This window comes from Leptospira montravelensis (assembly GCF_004770045.1).
In the GTDB taxonomy this organism is placed as follows: Bacteria; Spirochaetota; Leptospiria; order Leptospirales; family Leptospiraceae; genus Leptospira_A; species Leptospira_A montravelensis.
On the sequence record NZ_RQFO01000016.1, the window covers coordinates 87,501 to 106,899 of the forward strand.

At 37.3% G+C, this 19,399-nt stretch carries 19 protein-coding genes and 1 rRNA gene (1 of these 20 running past the window's edge); 8 read left to right on the forward strand and 12 right to left on the reverse strand.

Features of this window, described 5'->3' with window-relative positions:
• The 10 genes from EHQ31_RS10825 to EHQ31_RS10870 form a co-directional block, all read right to left on the reverse strand.
• A 23S ribosomal RNA gene (locus EHQ31_RS10825) occupies positions 1–670 on the reverse strand (it extends 2,254 nt beyond the left edge of the window).
• 805 nt (positions 671–1,475) lie between these two features.
• Positions 1,476–1,964 (reverse strand): GNAT family N-acetyltransferase, encoded by a 489-nt coding sequence (locus tag EHQ31_RS10830; RefSeq protein ID WP_244247347.1) that lies wholly within the window; start codon positions 1,962–1,964, stop codon positions 1,476–1,478.
• A 94-nt stretch (positions 1,965–2,058) separates the two neighbouring features.
• Positions 2,059–3,702 (reverse strand): PEGA domain-containing protein, encoded by a 1,644-nt coding sequence (locus EHQ31_RS10835; protein WP_135573827.1) that lies wholly within the window; start codon positions 3,700–3,702, stop codon positions 2,059–2,061.
• The gene (locus EHQ31_RS10840) at positions 3,692–4,465 is read right to left on the reverse strand and encodes an ABC transporter permease (RefSeq protein ID WP_135573825.1); all 774 of its coding nucleotides are present in this window, start codon (positions 4,463–4,465) and stop codon (positions 3,692–3,694) included. The genes EHQ31_RS10835 and EHQ31_RS10840 overlap by 11 nt, the downstream gene beginning before the upstream one ends.
• A 2-nt stretch (positions 4,466–4,467) precedes the next feature.
• Positions 4,468–5,346 (reverse strand): ABC transporter permease subunit, encoded by an 879-nt coding sequence (locus EHQ31_RS10845; protein WP_135573823.1) that lies wholly within the window; start codon positions 5,344–5,346, stop codon positions 4,468–4,470.
• 4 nt (positions 5,347–5,350) lie between these two features.
• Positions 5,351–5,812, reverse strand: a complete 462-nt coding sequence (locus EHQ31_RS10850) for a PTS sugar transporter subunit IIA (RefSeq protein WP_135573821.1) — start codon at positions 5,810–5,812, stop codon at positions 5,351–5,353.
• A 34-nt stretch (positions 5,813–5,846) separates the two neighbouring features.
• Positions 5,847–6,737 (reverse strand): hypothetical protein, encoded by an 891-nt coding sequence (locus EHQ31_RS10855; protein ID WP_135573819.1) that lies wholly within the window; start codon positions 6,735–6,737, stop codon positions 5,847–5,849.
• A 13-nt stretch (positions 6,738–6,750) separates the two neighbouring features.
• Positions 6,751–7,752 carry an ATP-binding protein gene (locus EHQ31_RS10860; protein WP_135574134.1) on the reverse strand — a complete coding sequence of 334 codons (1,002 nt, stop codon included), beginning with the start codon at positions 7,750–7,752 and terminating at the stop codon, positions 6,751–6,753.
• A gap of 168 nt (positions 7,753–7,920) precedes the next feature.
• Positions 7,921–8,199 carry a hypothetical protein gene (locus tag EHQ31_RS10865; RefSeq protein WP_002973362.1) on the reverse strand — a complete coding sequence of 93 codons (279 nt, stop codon included), beginning with the start codon at positions 8,197–8,199 and terminating at the stop codon, positions 7,921–7,923.
• A 79-nt stretch (positions 8,200–8,278) separates the two neighbouring features.
• Positions 8,279–9,820 carry a cellulose synthase family protein gene (locus EHQ31_RS10870; protein WP_135573817.1) on the reverse strand — a complete coding sequence of 514 codons (1,542 nt, stop codon included), beginning with the start codon at positions 9,818–9,820 and terminating at the stop codon, positions 8,279–8,281.
• A 121-nt stretch (positions 9,821–9,941) separates the two neighbouring features.
• On the opposite strand from EHQ31_RS10870, the gene EHQ31_RS10875 reads away from it, so the two are divergent.
• Complete coding sequence (locus tag EHQ31_RS10875; RefSeq protein WP_135573815.1) at positions 9,942–12,125, forward strand: hypothetical protein; 2,184 nt, start codon at positions 9,942–9,944, stop codon at positions 12,123–12,125.
• On the forward strand, positions 12,122–12,862 hold the full coding sequence (locus tag EHQ31_RS10880) for a motility protein A (RefSeq protein ID WP_135573813.1): 741 nt from the start codon (positions 12,122–12,124) through the stop codon (positions 12,860–12,862). Before EHQ31_RS10875 ends, EHQ31_RS10880 begins: the two co-directional genes overlap by 4 nt.
• A gap of 2 nt (positions 12,863–12,864) precedes the next feature.
• Here the strand turns inward: EHQ31_RS10880 and EHQ31_RS10885 are convergent, their stop codons facing one another.
• On the reverse strand, positions 12,865–13,854 hold the full coding sequence (locus EHQ31_RS10885; RefSeq protein ID WP_135573811.1) for a class I SAM-dependent methyltransferase: 990 nt from the start codon (positions 13,852–13,854) through the stop codon (positions 12,865–12,867).
• 211 nt (positions 13,855–14,065) lie between these two features.
• Between EHQ31_RS10885 and EHQ31_RS10890 the strand changes: the two genes are divergently transcribed.
• The 6 genes from EHQ31_RS10890 to EHQ31_RS10915 all read left to right on the forward strand — a co-directional run bounded on the left by EHQ31_RS10890 (position 14,066) and on the right by EHQ31_RS10915 (position 18,742).
• Positions 14,066–14,479, forward strand: coding sequence for a ribonuclease HI family protein (locus tag EHQ31_RS10890; protein WP_135573809.1), 414 nt, complete (start codon positions 14,066–14,068; stop codon positions 14,477–14,479).
• Positions 14,480–14,493: 14 nt separating this feature from the next.
• Complete coding sequence (locus EHQ31_RS10895) at positions 14,494–14,838, forward strand: hypothetical protein (protein ID WP_135573807.1); 345 nt, start codon at positions 14,494–14,496, stop codon at positions 14,836–14,838.
• A gap of 32 nt (positions 14,839–14,870) precedes the next feature.
• Positions 14,871–15,293 (forward strand): Fur family transcriptional regulator, encoded by a 423-nt coding sequence (locus tag EHQ31_RS10900; RefSeq protein WP_002986407.1) that lies wholly within the window; start codon positions 14,871–14,873, stop codon positions 15,291–15,293.
• Positions 15,284–16,573 (forward strand): CCA tRNA nucleotidyltransferase, encoded by a 1,290-nt coding sequence (locus EHQ31_RS10905; RefSeq protein WP_135573805.1) that lies wholly within the window; start codon positions 15,284–15,286, stop codon positions 16,571–16,573. The genes EHQ31_RS10900 and EHQ31_RS10905 overlap by 10 nt, the downstream gene beginning before the upstream one ends.
• 179 nt (positions 16,574–16,752) lie before the next feature.
• Positions 16,753–18,267 (forward strand): outer membrane beta-barrel protein, encoded by a 1,515-nt coding sequence (locus EHQ31_RS10910; RefSeq protein WP_135573803.1) that lies wholly within the window; start codon positions 16,753–16,755, stop codon positions 18,265–18,267.
• A 10-nt stretch (positions 18,268–18,277) separates the two neighbouring features.
• Positions 18,278–18,742, forward strand: a complete 465-nt coding sequence (locus tag EHQ31_RS10915; protein WP_135574132.1) for a hypothetical protein — start codon at positions 18,278–18,280, stop codon at positions 18,740–18,742.
• A gap of 124 nt (positions 18,743–18,866) precedes the next feature.
• Here EHQ31_RS10915 and EHQ31_RS10920 read toward each other — a convergent pair whose 3' ends face one another.
• Positions 18,867–19,313: a hypothetical protein gene (locus EHQ31_RS10920; protein WP_135573801.1), complete on the reverse strand. Its 447-nt coding sequence runs from the start codon at positions 19,311–19,313 to the stop codon at positions 18,867–18,869.
• Positions 19,314–19,399: the final 86 nt, after the last annotated feature.

Below are 19,399 nucleotides of genomic sequence, written 5' to 3' on the forward strand. Positions count from 1 at the left end.
GCTTGCAACGTAAAATAACTCGCCGGCTCATTCTACAAAAGGCACACCATCACTCGTTTCCAAGCTCTGATACCTTGTAAGCGTACGGTTTCAGGTTCTATTTCACTCCGGTTCCCCGGTGCTTTTCACCTTTCCCTCACGGTACTTGTCCACTATCGGTCACTAGGAAGTATTTAGCCTTGCGGGGTGGTCCCCGCGGTTTCCCACAAAATTACACGTGTCCCGTGGTACTCAGGATACTTACAGGAGGACTAGCAGTTTCGTCTACGGGACTATCACCCTCTTTGGTTGGCTGTTCCAAAACCATTCCACTACCACTAATCTTTGTAACTCCTCGATGCATTCTGAACTGCACCCGTAAGTCCTACAACACCTCTGCTACAGCGATCCAGATCTGTAACGTAGTCAGAGGTTTAGGCTCATCCGCTTTCGCTCACCGCTACTGACGGAATCGAGGTTTCTTTCTCTTCCTCCAGGTACTAAGATGTTTCAATTCCCTGGGTCTTGCCCACATTGCTGTGTTACTAGGTTTTGCCTAGTAGGGTTCCCCCATTCGGAAATCGACGGATCAAAGCTTGTTTACAACTCCCCGTCGCTTATCGCAGCAAACCACGTCCTTCATCGCCTTCTAGTGCCTTGGCATCCACCGTACGCCCTTAATTACTTGACCATATTACTCTTGCGAATAATAATCCTAAAGTTTTTTTGTTCGTCTTTTTTGATGAACCATACATGACTCGGCGTCTGTATGGCCCTCGGCGCATTGTTTATTTTCTTTACAATGTCGTATATATGTTGTCAAAGAACGAATGTTTCCCTACAGACTAATCACCCAGGAGTATTCTCGTGGAAAATTAAAATGTCGGTTATTCGTTTTGCTTTCGCAAAGGAAGATCTTCCTCTCCCTCCGCCCACAGTCGCCTGCAAGCTACCGGTTTCATGAATCGAAAAGATTCGTGCGGTAAAAACCAAAGTAATTTCAAAACCCAAGAGGTCAACAAGCTTTTATAAAAAAGTTCGTGGTTCATGGAAGAAAGATAAGATTTTTTTATATGGGATTGGGTGTGATGAAGGTGTTTATGAGACATAATTCGGTTATGTGGGCATAAGGAAAAGTTGGCCGCGAATGAACGTTAGGTGGCTGGCTAAAGAAAGTAGCGCTTCCGATTAATGAGCGATATGTGGTGGCTGAGGGTTGTTGAGCTTGGTCTCGTGATGGATGCAAACGGAGCTAGCGCTTGTTTGCTGGAGTTTGTTAAGGAAGTGGATATTGATATAATTTATTTAATATAAGTTTGGTGGGAAAATGAAGTAAATGTGAACTTATTCAGAGATTTTTTTGTAAATGATGAATCTTTGTTGGAAGGATTGAAGGATTGTGATAGAAGGAAGTCATTGGGCGGCGGGTCTAGTTCCCCACCCTACAATCAGGGCGGGGTGATTGTACCCACAAATCAATCAAACAAACACTCTATTCAAAATTCTTTCTTCATTACCGTCACACTTCTTGGACCATAGACAACGGTTTCAACCTCAGCCCAACCAAGACGGTTATACAAGGAAACAGCCGTATCGGAAAATAAATAAACTTCCCGAATGCCGCGATCTCTAGTTGCGCCTTCAATATACTTACAAAGTTCAGCACCTATTCCTAGATGCCGAAATTCCGGAATTGTGTATACCAAACCTAACCAGTGTTTATGTTTCTTAAATCGAGGTTCCTTCTCTAATAGGCCAACATGATGATATATACCACCAGTTGCTACAGGCCTATCACCTTGCATAGCAATGACTTGGAACTGAGAATTATCCAACGAGATTGATTCCAGTTTTAATAAGGTTTTTTCGATCGGGATTTTCCATTCATCAAAATACCAACTAGCAATCAACTGGAATGTTTTCAATTCATTCGGCAACAAAACTCGAAAAGTCAAAAGATCCATCATCAACGATTCAATCTCCAAAAACTAATCCAAAAATAAAATAGCATTACTACCAAACACTATCCAAAAAAACAGAACCATTTAATAAATAAAAAGATTAACTCAAAATTTTACATTAGTAACGCATATTAAATTGCATATAACCATATCCCTCACGTGCATTCTGTCCATAACTTACAGCAGAAGGATTTAAAGGCAAATATCCAAATTCCAAAGTTTCTTCATCAAGTCCAAGGATATAAAAAGTAGCCGCAGATACGAGCATAAGCCCCATCATAATCACCATAGGACCTCCTACTAATTGCCGGTCTCTTCGATTCTCCATTGGAAGAGTTCCGGCTATTCGTTTTAAGTTTCGAGCTTTTGATTCAGCATCATCGATGATAGAATTCTGAACTCCATACCAAAAGAAAAACTCATTTGGATTATTTCCATAAAAAGATGAAATAGCACGTGCATCTACAAGAGTCACTTGAGACCTAGCAGCAGAATATGCCTGCCTTGATGCATAATTTAAATATACATAACTTGCATAAAATAAAAGGGAACCATACAAAGAATAGGTGGCAAAATCTTTATATGTATGATCCAAAAACACATTTTGTTTATTCTTATAATAAACTTCTGTATTACCTTCTCTCATTTCTATATTAAATTTTACTTCTTCATTGTCCACTGCGTCTACAGCTCGAAAGCTATCAATATAACCTTCCTTCGAGATTCGCAATCGATTCATTCCCGAAGGAATAGGAATATGATTCAAAGGAGTTTTCCCAAGATATTGAATTCCTAAGTAAACATCCGATTCTACATTGGAAGTAACCGATATAAAAGAATTACTTAATTTTAAGGAGAGTTTAACATCGAGTTGAAAGGATCTACCTTTTTCCAACTGAACATCTTGTTTATAAGGATGGAAACCTTCCTTGAAAACAAATAAGGATCGTTTTCCAACGGGAAACTTTTTTCCAGTTAAGGGTGTTTTTCCCAAATATATTCCATCTAAATAAACAAGGGCACCCTCTTCTCCTGAAGCAGAAACTTCAACAGAAGTTGTATCTTTTCCTTGTAATTTTTCTCGAATCAATTCTCCCAGTGGGCCCATTTCTTGGTAAGCACGAGTTAATGAAGTTTTGTGTTCAAAAGGGATTGTTTTTCCTTCAAAGTCATCATATAAAAAAACCTTAGTGACAAGGTCCGAATCTTTAACTTCGAAAGATCCAGTAATCATATAATCGCAATTTAACTTTGTTGCTAAACCAAAAGATTCATCAGGTTTAGGAGGTTTTCTATCCCAAAGCTGTCTTATTGTAACCTTTACATAACGTGGATCTTTCTCAGGAGCTAATTGTTTTTTACCAGACCGCAAATCCTGCAGATCTTTTTCATCATTAATCTCTCTCCTTTTTCTTTTCACATTTGGAGATTCTGCGTCTATCCTTTCTTGCAGAGTTGACGTAGGAGCCTCACCAAACGAATGATAAATCACATTTGCTTTTGGGTATTCCACATAGGTATATTCTAAACTGCGAAGTTCCGAAAGTAAAACAGAAGGAATTCCTTTAGAAAGATATTCCTTGGTGGGATCGGAGCTTGTAGCTGCGAAAGAAAACAAACACAGATTCCGAGAGGATTCGTAAATAACACTTCCTTTGTAACTTTGATTCGGAAAATTATAATAATCATCAATCGAGTACAATGGTATAACATTGCATACTAGTCCAAGGATGATGAGTAGTGCGGAAATTTTATGTTTCATTCTTTTTCTGGTTAGATCCCAAAGAATACACCAAAGTTAAAATGGCAACAATCGGAAGCAAAACGGAAACGGGTGACTTATCAAAATAATCTTTCGAAAATGAGATCTGTTCCCCAAGTCCAGGACCTGTTTCGCCAATTGATGTTTGGATTCCTAAATAGGAAAACAAAGCCGTTGTCATTACTACCCCCGGTAACCCGGAAAAAAACAAAAATCCGAACATATCACGAAGGGCAGGAAGATAATGCAAAAAAATAAGTTGGTAAGGTTTTGCACCCATACAAAGGGAAGCCAATAAATACGAACTTTGTTTGATTTCGCGAATCTTCGCCGTAAGCGTTTCATATGACAATGCCCAATCAGAAACCAAGATAGCAATAAAAATTGCAAATGGATTGTTGGGTAACAAACTAATCACAACCAAAGCAGACAATAGAGAAGGAATCGCAAGGGATACCGAAACAATCCCAGAAAGAACCCATTCCGATTTTTTAGGAAAAAAAAGTGAAAACGCAGACAAAACAAAAGAGACGATAATCGTTAAAATGCGAGCAGGAACCACAAGCAAAATGGTGGATAAAGATCCATAACAAAACAGCGCTAAGTTGTCACGACCCAATCGATCAGTACCTGCCAAAAATCCCTTTGAAAATATCGGTAAATTATTATGAGTTAAATCTACATTTGTAGGTGCGGACAAAACAATCACACCCACAAGAACCAGACAAAAAAAAGTGAACCTCACTAAGGTATGAATTGTCATCTTCACACCCCACCAGAAAAAAAACGCTGTAAGTAAAATCCGATTCTGTTTAAAACATAAAACAAAATTCCAGAATACATCAGTAACGTAGCTAGTAACTTTGTATCCATTGATTTAATCGAATAGTATAAGGTTTTTCCAATTCCAGGAAAAAAGAAAATTTCTTCCACCACCATTGCTCCCGACAACAATGACCCAAAATCCAAAACCAAAATGATGAGTGCGATAGGAAGGACTTTTAAAAAAATTTCTTTTCCAACAATATGACTCCACGGATAGGAACGTGTCTTTAACAACTGAACATATTTAGAATCTGCCTCCTTTCGAATTTCAGGCAATAAATACAAAGACATTCTAGCATATATTCTTGAACCCAACGCAATACCCGGCAATACAACATAATACGTGTTACCCGGTTCGTATCCACCAGGTGGAAAAACTTCCAATCGATAAAAAAACACTATCAACAAAAGAATGGCGACTATAAAGATAGGTGTAGACAAAATCAAATTGGCACTAAATGAAACAATGTTATAGAAAATACTCGAACGAAAGTAAGTGGCACAAAGAGAAAGTCCAAAAGCAAAAATAGATCCAAAAAATAGACTAAAGATAGCTAAATGAAAAGTTGAAAGAAAACGATTTGCAATATGAGAATATACTTCTTCACCATTTTCTGTTTTTCCACCCGATTCTAAAATTAATGATTTCCAAAACTGAAGATAGGTAGACAAAAAATCTTTTTCTTGTGTAGAGGTAACCATTATCCCTGCATCCGCATACAAATATGATTTATCTTTTGTGTGGAATTCAGAAACAAAACTACTGATACAAGATAACAGTAACAGAAAATACAGAAAACGGAAAACTTCCGACTTCACTGAATTAACTTTTCGAAAGGAATGCCTTTTGGATTTCTTCGAAATTTTTGGCTTTAATGAGTTTTTCTCGTTCTTCTGGGATATTGAGAGTTTTTGCAATCAGTGCCAATGTTTTAATATGGTCTTGAAATTTATTTTTTGGAACAATGAGCATGATAAATATTTGTACCAAACCATGATCCAAAGCATCGAAGTCGATACCTTGAGGAGCAATTGCCATCGCACATTTTAATTCATTCAAATAGTGCACAGAACAATGAGGAATCGCAACACCGCTACCAATGCCAGTTGACATAGACTTTTCTCTATTCATTAAAGAAGAAACAGTTTCTTCTTCGTGAATAGGATCTAACGATTGTGTGGCGACCATGTGAGAGATCATTTTCCGAATTGCATCTTCTTTTGTAGATGCTTTGAAATCAAAAATGATATTTTTAGGGTCCAGAATCTCCAGAAGTTGATTCATATGGTTAACTTACTCCCACCTTTTTAAGATCGACTTATTTTCCAAGAAAAACCCTGACAAAGAGTCCTTCTAACAGAAAAAAAACAACCAATACCAAAACTGCACTTACCCCCATTTTACCCAAAAAAAACGCGATTGGAAGTAAAATGGCAAAACTAAGTAAGGAAACATAGTAGGAACCGTAGAAATTTCGTCCCGGACTCAAATGTAAAAAGAAAGCAAGGGAAGCAAAGGAGAGGACCCAGTTCAATCCAAGTTGGTTAGAACCAATTCCCCAAAAGGAAAACAATAATATCCAACCAAAGAAAAACCCAATTAATATCGTCCTTCGAAAGGAAACCCACGCGATTCCTACTAACGTATAAATCCCCAAAGTATCTGCGAAAGACAAAAATAAAAGGCCATCGATTGGGGTACTAGAAAACCAAGGTAAGGTCATTGGAAGCAAAGAAGACTCGAATGGAATTCCTGTCCAAGTTACCAGCTCAAAAGGTGTTCGAAAAGAATAACCAAGTAAAGAAAATACACTTTCCCAGATGAGGACAAAAAGAAGAACCAAACTAAAAATCGGCACCCGTAAGGAATACTGCTGGCTTAAAAGGTAATGAACCACCAAAGCAAATACTAAAGCAACAGGTAACAACACGGGATGTAACCAAGTAACTGGTAAAATCAGAAAAACAATTAACAATTGAGATAATAAACCAAGCCAATACGGGGACTGGTTTGCACGAATACAAAATCCTAAATATAAAACTGTTATCAAAGATCCAATAGCTATCGGTAAAAAGGGAATTGGCATTACGTGGGCAAGTGCAAAACCAAGAAATCCCATTAAGGTTAAAAAATAAAAAATATCTGCAAAGATCTCGGAAGATTTAACTCCCCAACTATTTTCAGAAAGAATATAAAGATTTTTTAACATAAATTAACGATAGTTAAATCATTGCTCCATTAATTCTTTTTCGAATATCAATTCCCGAAGGGCAATATACTGTGCAAATGCCACAGGATACACAAAGATTTTTTTCAAAGTCTTCGGTTTTCCCTTTGATGAGTTGCACAGGGTTTGCATGAGTCGGACAATAATTATTACACTCCATACAATCAATACAACTGAATTCTTTTCTAGATGCAGGAAGTTTTTCATAAAGTGTAATCGAATAATGTTCGTATATATTAAAATAACCTAAAGAAGTAATATCCAATGGTTTCACTTCTTCAAACACAGTTTCAAAGGAAGCAATTTTATATCGTTTGTCTAAGTTGCTAGGAATGAAAGCTAAGGATTGACCATTTGTCAAAAAGAACTGTCGCGGTTCCACATCCATTCTACCCTTTCGGTCTACTAAAAAAACAGCTAAATGTCTTTTGGTAAATGGTTCATTATAATATAACTTTTTTAAAATATGGAATATTGTTTCTCCACCTAAAAACAATACTTCATGATTCATCAAAGACTTTCTAGTTTGAAACACTGGCTCATGAAATTGTTTGTGTAAAAAATATTCAGGAATTCCATCGGGATGTTCAAAATCTAAAGATGGAATTTTAAAAAAATTGGCTATCTCTGCTTTAGGAAAAATAATTTGCAAAAGTTCAAAAAAAGCTTGGTAGGCATCCTTCATATCACGAAGGATCATCTCTTCAAAATTGAGATGTTGGTATCTGCAAAATGGTGATAAAACAATTTTAAAAGTAGAATCTTTCCTAAATTTTTGGAAATAATCCTTTAAAGGTGTTTCCAATAAATCCAAGGAAAACAACGCACCTTCGTCAAAGGATTCTAAGAGTGCAGGAAAATCATATTGTCGAAATTGGTAAGGAGATGTGGTAGACCAAGATCCATCTTGTTTGATTTGGAAAAATTTTTGGTCTGCAGTAAGACTTGCCACTCCATTCACTGGAGCAAGCACCTTCTTTCCGTTATGCGCAAGCATAACTTGACCATGAATCACACGAGTGGGATAGGAATCAGAGAGGACGCTGCCCGCAGGAACGGGGATCAGGAATTGACCCTGAATCGTCCGTTCTTTTTTATTTTCAGTTTTGTGAAGTTTGCGAGCGAAGGCGCGAGGTAACCTGGGAAACAACACGCCAGTTATAATTTAGACGGCTTTCACCATGTAGATTTCGTCTTTGATTGGGAGTTCTTTTTTCAAGTTCTTGATATAAGGTAGAATCTCTCCCATTTCTTCATAATACTCGCAGTTGGTTTGCATACGACGAGCTACAGTAAAGTATTTATAAAGTTTTTCTTCACCGGAACGTTTTGACCATTTCTTCTTGTTACATTTGACTCGAAGAATGTATTTATCTTGCTCCGATTCGTATTGGCGAACGACAACACAATGCAAACAGTTCGCGCAGTAGACTTTTTCACTCATGGATGACCCCTGAACCTAGGTTGAATTTACAGCTTTTTGGAAGGAAAGGTTTCGTCAAGTAAGTACCATCGCTCTTTCCTTAAGCGACGGCACGAAGTTCCTTTTCTGCTTTGGTCGCTGGTTTAAATTTCCAAAACGACTCTGCAACAGAGAGGTAAGAGACATAGAAAAATCCAATGGAATAGAGAACCATAAAACCGATCATATATGGTTTTCCGACCATGAAGGATAAATAAATGCAAAATACACAATAAGCTCCCATAAAGAATTCGAGGAAAGCTCGGTAATCAACAGGAACCACGTATTTGATTTTGTCCTGTAAACTATCCCCTTCTTTTTCGATTCGGAGTTTCGGAGTTCGTTTGAACCCGGATTGGATGCCAAAAACGGCTTCCACCCAAGCATAGGTATTCATAACAGCAATTCCCGTACCAATCATTACAAGGATAGGAAGGTAAACCAATTTGGATTTCCAGTTTTTGTGGATTTCTCTTTGGGAATAAGCATAAAAAATCACGGGTCCCATAGAGCCAACGGAAAGAACCGCGGCGGATCCAAATAGAATTTCCATAGGGAGGTCATCCATCTTAAATCCAGCCCAATATTCCATAAGAAGGAGAGGAGCTGTGAGAAGGATATTGATGATCATGAGAGGATGAACAGAATAATTAATTAAATGGGTGATTGCTTCCCCTTTGATTTTCCAAGACTCTTTGGACTTCCAAATGCGTGGAATAAGTTTCACAGCAGTTTGGATTGAACCTTTACACCAACGGAATTGTTGGGCTTTGTATGCGTTCATAGTCGCAGGAATCTCTGCTTTACAAACTACATCTTTGATGTAACGGAACTTCCAACCTTTGAGTTCGGCACGGTAAGAAAGATCGAAGTCTTCTGTGAGCGTGTCATGTTCCCAACCACCAGCGTCTTCAATACACGAACGTCTCCAGATTCCGGCAGTTCCATTGAAGTTCATCCAAAGGCTTGAACCGTTTCTTGCGACTTGTTCGATCATAAAGTGCCCGTCGATTCCAAAACTTTGTGCTTTGGTTAAGATATTATAAGTTTCGTTGATATGGCCCCAACGAGTTTGTACCATCCCAATGGACTCGTCTCCAAAGTATCCCATTGTGCGAAGGAGAAAATCAGAATCAGGAGTGAAGTCGGCATCGAAAATAGCAATGTAGTCCCCTTTTGCTTTTGCCATACCTTCATCCAAGGCTCCCGCTTTGTGTCCTTTGCGATTGGTTCTGTGAACATGTTCAATCCAAATTCCTTTTTTCTTGTACTGCGCTACAAGAGTTGCGACCTTTTCAATGGTTTCATCTGTGGAATCGTCAAGAACTTGGATTTGGAGTTTTTTTGCAGGGTATTCTAAGTTACAGGCAGATTCGATCAAACGATCTACCACATAAAACTCGTTAAAAATTGGTAATTGAACCGTTACAGTCGGAAGGTTTTTATCCTTAATGGATAACAACTTTGTTTCGTCTTCCGCACAGTTTTGTTTGTATTTGCTATACAAAAAAACCATGAGGTAAGTATGCAATCCGAAGTAGAACAAAACTAAAATGTCAAAGCCGTAAAGAACCAAAAACGATATAGATAAAAACGTGAGCATAGTTATAGTCAAAATCGGCATAAGGGCCCATTTGGTCAAACATTTTGTGCACCGCCAAATAAAATAAGAATTTCTTTAGTTTGCGAATGTGGGCTATCAAACATCTTTGGTAGCAAATTCTATGGATTCTCAATGGAAACGTTTCTGGGAAACCGGCCTATTCCCTTCACTGGAGTTTAGTCTTAGCCTTTCAATCGGTTATGTACTATCTTTATTTTTTTATGTAGCCGGATCTGAACTAGCACTTATCGATCGCACTGATACTGCGTATCCCATATTACAAATCCTACTAGTTATTTCCTTTTCGGTTGGATTCATTTACAGAAAATACAAACAGATGTTACCTGCTGGTTTGGCAATCGCACTGTTAGTTGCAGCGGTCATTCAGATTTTTTGGTTTTTTAGAGCCAATTCAGCAGAGTTTCTGATCGATTATATTTTTTCGTTTGAATTTGTTTTACTCAGCGGAATTTTATCAGCATTCTCCGTCGGTATTTATGGCGGTTCCTTACGTGATTTCCGTTTTTTAAGTTTTGCGCTTGGTGTAACCACTTTTACATTCTATTCATTGTTCGAACCAAACCAAAACTATTCCATGAAAGTTTTACTAGGTGTACTCTACATTTTTTTATCATTCTATTTTATAAGTAATTTTGTACAACGGAGTCCCTATTCAAGTAAATTCTACAAGATCCGTTCCAAAATCGGCAAACACCCGCTATTTGCACCATTCTATAGGTCAGCACTTTCGTTACTTATCTCTTACTGTATTCTACATATTTATTTTCAACCTGGACCAAAAATTCCACTGATCCTCTCGATTTCTTTTTCGGTGATATTCGGAAGGGTTTTGTCTTTACTTGGTGGTCTAAAAAAAGAAACAAAAGCAGTATTCTTGATTGGAAGAGTTGCTTTACTTTTTGCTTTTTTCTTTTTTATTTACCAAACTTATTGGAGTTCCTTTTTCATTGCACTTTGTATTATTACCGGTTCCATAGTTGGATTTTTCAAACCTAACAAAACCGCATACAAAGAATATCTTATCATAGGAATGGAAACGAGTATCTATCTTGGCCTTTCGTTTTTATTATACTTTTGGAATTTACCAACTGGATTTAGAACTATATTAACTTTGATTTTTGTACCCGTTTTGATGTATCCTTACTTGATGCAAAAACACATCATTCGGACTCCAAGATTATTGATGTTGGTTATTGCAACTCTTATTGTGTTAATTTTCTTTTCTCCACCAACGATACGCACAAATTCTCCTTTTTCCAAAAAAGAAATCTTTGATCCTATTCCTTTTGCAACAACGAACATTGCGTTTAACGAAGAAGAATTTATATTTTATAAATCCGTTTTACCGTTTAAATCAAACCCCTTTCTACCGAAACGTTCAGAAATCAAAGGAAAAACAGTAGTTTTAGGGCTTAGCTCCAACCAATCGCAAATCATTTCTTATATAGAAAGGCTGAGCCAAGAACAACATCCATTTTTAATTCTTACAACTCGAAATAAATCCAATCAGTTTCACCATATCAATGCTTTATCTCTTTTAAACAGAAAGTCTTATTGGAATTTTGATATTTATTATCCCAGTTATATGGAATCCAAAATTGGATTTGCCTCAACTCTTCCAAACGACTGGAAACTAAAATATTTTAATGAAAAATTAGATAATGCGTCTGCACAGGAAGTCGTTATAGCTTTGGATTCGGTATTAAAATATTCTTCTGGAGATTTAAGAAAAGATGCGCTTGAGATCAAACATCTTTACTACGAATCTTTCGCAGAATACGCAAGATTCTACCACAACATCAAACAAAACAAACTGGCGTTAGATGCCATTACAATTGCAAGAAAATTTGAACCACCAAAACCAGATTTATTACGAATAGCGTTTAATAGCTTAAAATTTACTACTCCTGAGGCAGAATACATTCCAATCCTTGAAGACCTAAGTTCTGACCCTGAATTTCAAGAATTTGCATGGAACTCATTAATTCCAATGTTTGAATCTTTGGGGGATTGGAACCATGCTCTTGTAACTATGAGTTCACTAGAAAAGTTTTATAGATCTAGAAACCAAATCGAACAAGCCAATGAATTAGAATTAGCGCGCGTTCGACTATTCATAAACCAAGAAAACTGGAAAGAAGTGGAACCACTAATCTCGCATAGAATTCGAGAAAATCCTGATTCAGTAATTTGGGAGAGATTAAAAAACGAAGTTATAGAAAAAAAAGATTCACTTCGTAGGTTGAGCATTCGACCTGATGTGAGAGAGGCAAGAATTCAATGATCCATTCAACACTACTCGGAATCCTAGCAGCCGTATTATCGGTGTTCGTTGCAATTTTAATCGAAGGTGCATCGCTAAGGTCTTTTTTTCATCTTCCTGCAATGCTACTGATCGTCGGCGGAACGTTAGGTGCCACTTTTGCATCTTATTCCATTTCCCAAGTTACGAAAGCAGTAAGAGACACACGTTTTGCTCTTACAAGAAAAAAAGAAAGGGATTTAAAGTTAATATTTTTTCGATTTTGGGAAAAAGCTAGAAAAGATGGATTATTATCTTTAGAAGATGAAGCGAAAAAATTAGAAAACCCATTTTTACAAAAAGGGATTCAGTTGATTGTGGATGGATCCGATCCAAGAACAATTGAAGAAATTTTATGGGAAGCGCACGAAGAAGAAGAAAAGAACGATTTAAAATCAGCGAAAGTTTTTGAAACCGCTGCAGGTTTTTCGCCTACAGTCGGTATCATTGGAACCGTTTTAGGTCTAGTTACAGTTCTTGAAAATTTAGATGGAGGAACTAAAGTTCTGGGGCAAGGAATTGCGACAGCCTTCATTGCTACGTTTTACGGTATTTCTTTTGCAAACTTGATTCTACTCCCTATTTCAAACCAACTCAAAGTTGTCGCCAAACGAGAAAGTAACGAAAGGCAGGCTATTATGCGTGGCATTTTGTCTTTGCAGTCTGGTGAAAATCGAAGAATCCTTGCAGAACGAATTGATCCATTTGTGAAATATTAAAATCAACGATTTGGTTCTGGTTGGATGCAGAACAATTGATGAACTTTTTCATCTCGAAAATCTGCAGGAATCGATTCCCTCGTACGATTGGTACATAGAAAACCACGTTCGGTCCACTCGTCATCTGCAACTTCCATTTTGAATTTCCGAAAGTTCGTTGAGAACCAAATCTCGCCATTATCTGAAAGAAATTTTGTTAAAAGTAATAAAAGAAGATTTCTATGTTTTGTTTGTACATCCCATTCCTCTCGCATTTTCTTACTGTTGGAAAAGGTAGGTGGATCCAAAAATATTAAATCATAACGTTCTCTATTTGGATTTTTTGTTTCTTCTTCGATCCATTGTAAAATATCTGCGTTTATAATTTGGTGATTTGAAGATTTGAAACCGTTGTGTTCCAAGTTTTTCAATGCCCAATCGCAGTAAGTTTTTGATAGGTCGACACTTTTAGTTTTTTTGGCACCACCTGACGCAGCATAAACGGAAAATGCACCTGTGTATGAAAATAAGTTCAAAACAGATTTACCCTTGGATGCGTTTTTTAACCAATCTCTAGTAATACGATGATCCAAAAAAAGACCAGTATCCAAATAATCAGATAGATTAACACGAAATTCTAAGTTTGATTCTTTTACCCATTCAAAATTTCCTTCAATGGATAATTTATCATATTGATCTGAACCTTTTTGCTTTTTCCTTCGTTTTAAATACAATTTGTCTTCTGTGATTTGAAATACATCTTTCACAATCGTTGCGATTCGATCAAAACGTTCATCATGACCTTCCTCTGCTTGGAAGCGCGTCGAACTTTTATCGTATAACACGAATCCATTTGGATACCGATCTAAAATACAAGAAATTTGCGGTATGTCTTCTGAATAAACACGATAACAAGTAATCGATTCTCTTTTCGCCCATTTTTCGCGTTCTTTCTTTAGCTTGCGAAGGCGATTTTCAAACATGGTGAGGGCACCAAATCCCCGTTCGGTCATACAATTCCTTTTTTTAGGGGAGGTTGGGATTTTTAGGTAGATGTCCCCGCCCTATCTGGACTGGGTGGGGTTATCCACCCGCCACCCAATACGCTCCGTTTACCACGGAGCTGTAAAAAAGTCCTGCATAAATCAGAATCCAAAAGATTTTTTTATGATCAGTTCATGTTTTTGATTGGAGAAGATTGATTCATAGAAAAGACTGTCGGCTATGTCGTCAAAAGATACCACCTTCATTTATTGTGATGGTAGTTCCCGTGGGAATCCTGGCCCCGCTGCCATAGGTGTTTCGTTTCAAGATAATGATGGTATCGAATTTTTTTTCCTATCGGAAAAAATTGGGAACGCAACGAATAATGTAGCTGAATGGCAAGCGTTGTATCGAGGAATGGAAGAAGCCATAAAACAAAATTTACAAAAAATTAAGTTTCGATTGGATTCTGAACTCGTCGTCAAACAGATGATAGGTGAGTATAAAGTTAAAAACAAAGACCTACTTGTTTTTAAGAATAAATGCGATTCTCTAAGAGTATCAATTCCAAATTTTGAAATTCAATATATTCCTCGTGAACAAAACACTAGGGCAGACCAGTTAGCAAATTTGGCACAGGATAGCAAGACTTGATTTTTCGGATATACATGACTCTTTTGGTTATTTCGGTAGCCACCTGCTTAACCCAATGTAAAAAATCTACCACTCGCCAATTAGATGAATTATTGGAAACAGGCACCTCTTTCAAAACTGCGACATTTTGCGAAAAAAATAAGAGCCTTCTTACTGATCGTAAGGAGGATTGTGATCGAGTGACAAACTCCGCCAAAGAAGAAATCGATTCAATCCTCAATCGAAAACTGGATTTGGGTATTGCTCCTGTCATTGTGGAAAAAACGAAGGGAATGGAAATTGAAGAGTTTTTACAGGTCCATACTCGTATGGGAATCCGGTATTGGGAAATCTGGAAATCAAACGTGATTTTAGAATAGACAATCTTCCCCCATCACAGGATAAACAAATCATGGCAGGAGATCCCTCTCAAATACTTAAAAAAATCGGACTCAAGGTTACGAAAAATCGTGAACAAGTTTTGTCCATTCTACAAGGATCACCAAGGCCACTCAATCACCAGGAAATTATGGAAAAACTTCCGAAAGAAGAATCCTGGGATCGTGTGACCATCTACAGAGCTTTATCCGATTTGGAAGAAAAAAACCTCCTAAATTCATTACATTCAACTGATCGGGTCACCTATTTTGAGTTAAAGTCAGATGGGAATCATGTAGTTTCAGCGGCGCATGGACATTTGATTTGTAATGTCTGTGGTAAAATTGAATGTATCGATGATCCTTGGAACGGAATTCCATCCGCCAAACACTTGAAAGGTTTTTCTACTGAATCAGTTGAGATCGTTTTTAGAGGCAAATGTAGAAATTGCCAATAGACTTACGTTCCCATATCCCCTCAAAATTTTTAAATCACCTATATCAAATTGTTTCTGCTCTGAAAGGAGCAGGATACGAGTGTTACCTAGTTGGTGGATCAGTACGTGATTTAGTTATGGGAAAAACTCCCAAAGAATACGACCTGACAACTAACGCAGAACCGAAACATGTGAAACGATTATTTAGAACAGTCATCGATACCGGAATAGAACATGGCACAGTAACGGTTGTTTTGGATAAAATTAATTACGAAGTCACGACCTATCGGATTGACAAAGATTATACTGATGGCAGAAGGCCAGATCATGTAGAATTCGGTACCACATTGTCAGAAGATTTAAAACGTAGAGATTTTACAATGAATGCTTTAGCTTACGATTTATCGACGAACCTTCTTGTAGATGAACATTTTGGACAAAGAGATATTAAAGAAAGGACAATTCGTACCATTGGAAATCCAATTCAACGTTTTTCAGAAGATGGATTGCGCCCTATTCGAGCATTAAGATTCGCAAGCACTTTAGATTTTGTCATCGAACCAGAAACAAAAAATGCGATTCAAAAAACAAAACACATTACAAAAAAAATATCATTAGAGAGGTTCCAGGATGAAATACTCAAATCATTTTTAGGTCCTTATCCTTCTCGCATGATACAACTATTAGCCGATGAAAACATTTTTCAGATTTTCATCCCCTTTTTACAAACTCCACTTTTTGTTAAAAATCACATATTAGATAAACTAGACAAAACCTCTAAAGATTTAATTGGTTTACAGTTGGCATTGTCATTTTTCGCCATATTAAATAATACTACCACGTTAAAGGATTTAGAAACAATCCTTAGGACTTTAAAATTTTCTGGTCAGAATATAAAGGACTGTCTTTTGTTCTTTGAATTTATAATCAAGTGGGAAAACACAGAAAGCACAACAAAAGATGACGAGTTTATTCTTAAAAAAGAATACCTTGCACCCGTTAAACGACACTTCCAGTCACGTTTTCCTATCACTCCAGAATTCATTTTAAAACTTAAACCAATTTTTGGTGAAACAGTGAATCGTTTTGTCCAAATTTGGGAAGAAGTTCCTCCTCTCCTTCTAACGGATATGAAATTGAATGGCAATCACCTGGCTGAAAACTTCCCGGATCTGGCAAAAACCAACTACGGAATGGTGTTGAACCAGCTTTTAGACCTGGTCCAACACTCGCCTAAAGAAAATGAATATTCAAGACTATTGCAACACTCTGCTCAATTTATAAGCAACCTGATCAAATAATTTCAAAAATCGCTCCAACAATTGAACCGAATTGTTCTTTATTTAATCAAAAACTTATTTTTTTTTCCTTAGAACTCATTCAAATACAGTGTTTCTCTTTTTTTCTTCCTAGTACCTAGGCCCTTGTCGCCAACCTGGTACACAACTTGCACAACAAGTTCACATAGGAGAAATGGCAAATGAGAAATAAATACACTCTGTTGGCGACGATCGTTGCTACCTTATTTTCCCAGGCTTCCCTTTTTGCTCAGGATAAAAAGGAAAAGGATAAGTCTTGGTATGAGTTGGTAAATTTTTCCGGATATGTGGACGTATATTATAACTATACTACAAATAACCGGCAAGGGGCTACCCAAGATACAGCGGGAACTTTCCACACTTACAACAAGCAGTTTGCTGTGAACTCAGTAAAACTTGCAATGGAGAAGTTAGCTGAGAAGGACAGCCCGTGGGGATTCCGTATTGATATGCAAAACGGACAAAACAACATGTATCAAGAGCGTCCGTACCAAACGACAAACTCTCTTCATAATATGCAGTTGTTACAACAAGCTTATGTTTCAGCATACTTCCCAGTATTCAAAGGGTTGACAGTTGACGTAGGTAAGATGGCAACACATATCGGTTTGGAACTTCTTGACTCAAAGGATAACATCGCTTACACGATTGGATACGTGTTCTTTAACACAATCCCATTTATCCATACCGGTGCGAGAGCAAACTTACAAATTAATGATAGACTATCGACTGGTCTTTACCTTTACAATAGTGCCCAAGGAACTGGTTATACAGGGAATGGCCAACAATTTGGTTACAATGGATTGACACCATATGGTGATGCTGCGGGTGGATCTAGTTTAACTAACACTTCACAACATGCTTATGCTGATGGACCAAATCCTACCAGAGCGATTGGAACTCAAGTAAAGTATGATGTTGTACCAGATAAATTCCAAGTAGTATGGAACACATTGCAAGCTAATGATAATATCAAAGGCAGACAAAACAATTCTCTATACTATCTTGAACAATCTACTGGAACATCGTTTCCTAAACAATCATCGTTCCATGCTGACCACTGGATGATTCAAAACTTAATTTTGATCTTCAAACCAACTGATAAGTTGACGACTATCTTTGACTATACTTACGGTGAAAGAACTGGTCAAACAAATACAGCTGCTTACGGATACGAAGCAAGTGGAGTTACCAAAGCTAAGTTAGATACTGCGATGCCGGGCCTTGTTCCAGAACTTGATCCAGGATTAGTTACAGCTGGTCTTACAAAGGATACAAACCTAAGCCGCGAAAACAAAATCAAAAGAGTTTACCAAACTTACCAATTACAAGCTAAGTATCAGTTCACTAACTTCTTTGCACTTGGTTTCCGTTTTGAGTATCTTGATGACAAACGTTACGGTGGATCACTTGTAGTAAACCCACCTCTATTTGCGGTAACACCAGCAGACAGATATGACCTTAAATTCCAAGATTCTATTGGAACAAGAGCAGTTAGTAACTATGGACAAATCAAAACTCTTACTTTCACACCTACTTTTGATCTAACGGAAAACCTCCAAGTAAAAGTAGACCTAAGAAGAGATTGGGGTCCTGGTCAACAATTCGTAGACACTTCCGGAAGACCGGCTTCATACCAAAACGGTATCATTGTCGGTATGGTAGCTAAATTCTAAGGAGAAAATGATGAAAATGAACAACAAATCCTTTAAATCTGGTTTAGTAGGTATCTCTTTGGTTCTCCTTATGACAGCTAACTTAGTTAGCTGCTCTGATTCTGGATCAAAAAAAGAAGATAACCCAACGGCTCTACTTTACTTGGTAAACAACTCAGTAATTGACTCTGAGGTAAAAGCAAACTGTGTTGCTGCTTATACGGCTGCAAACTCTTGCGTTGGTGGAAAAGAATACTTTAACGCCGGCACAGGTTGCGCCTCAACAAAGTTGGAAGGAAAAACAACTGAACAAATGAAAGCATTAAAAGAATGCGTTCTTTCTAAAGTAAATGATCCAATTCAACCATGTAGCTTACCACAGTTTACTTATGGCCTTGCGCAACAAGCCCTTGCTGGTGCTTTTTCCGCTTGTAACAAGTCTTACACTACAGCTGCTGGAGTAACAGTAGACTTAAAAGACTACTTAGTATACTAGCAAACACTGAAGTCAGGAGAGAACATCTCCTGACTAATTTTATCCTTCCCAAACAAATCAAAACAATACCATTAATGGAATTTCAAAAATGCTAAAGTCAAAAGGGACAGATCAATAACAAATGTTATGGCTTACGATAATCGACTTTTTCAACAAAGGAACGTCGAAATATAACGGTGATTTCTTTATCAGGCAGAGATTCACTGTCATACTTACTAATAGGACGTTTATAAACCCAATATTCTCTATCACCTCCACGTTTAATCTCGTCAGGATCACCTATGTATTCTCTAACAAAATTACCATTTTTTCCAGTTAATGTGTTTTTAATATCCTTACGAAGTTTCATCCCAGCTAATTGTTCTTCTGTTAGCTGTGCCAATGCTGCTTCACGTTGTTGTTCTTCAGACTGAATCTCTTTTGCTGAGCTAGACATGAATTCACGACATTTAATTTCATCTTTGAAAGTCTTCATACAATTTTCAAAAAGGCTTTCTTGGTTTTTAACTTCCAAAGTACGAGCACAGGAAATTGCGGTTAATAAACATACAAGTATCAGGGATTTTTTCATAAACCCTCCAGTTCTACTCTATAAAATTAAATGATTGATTTATTGAAAATCAATTATCGTTAGAAGGTATGTGGATTTTTATTTCG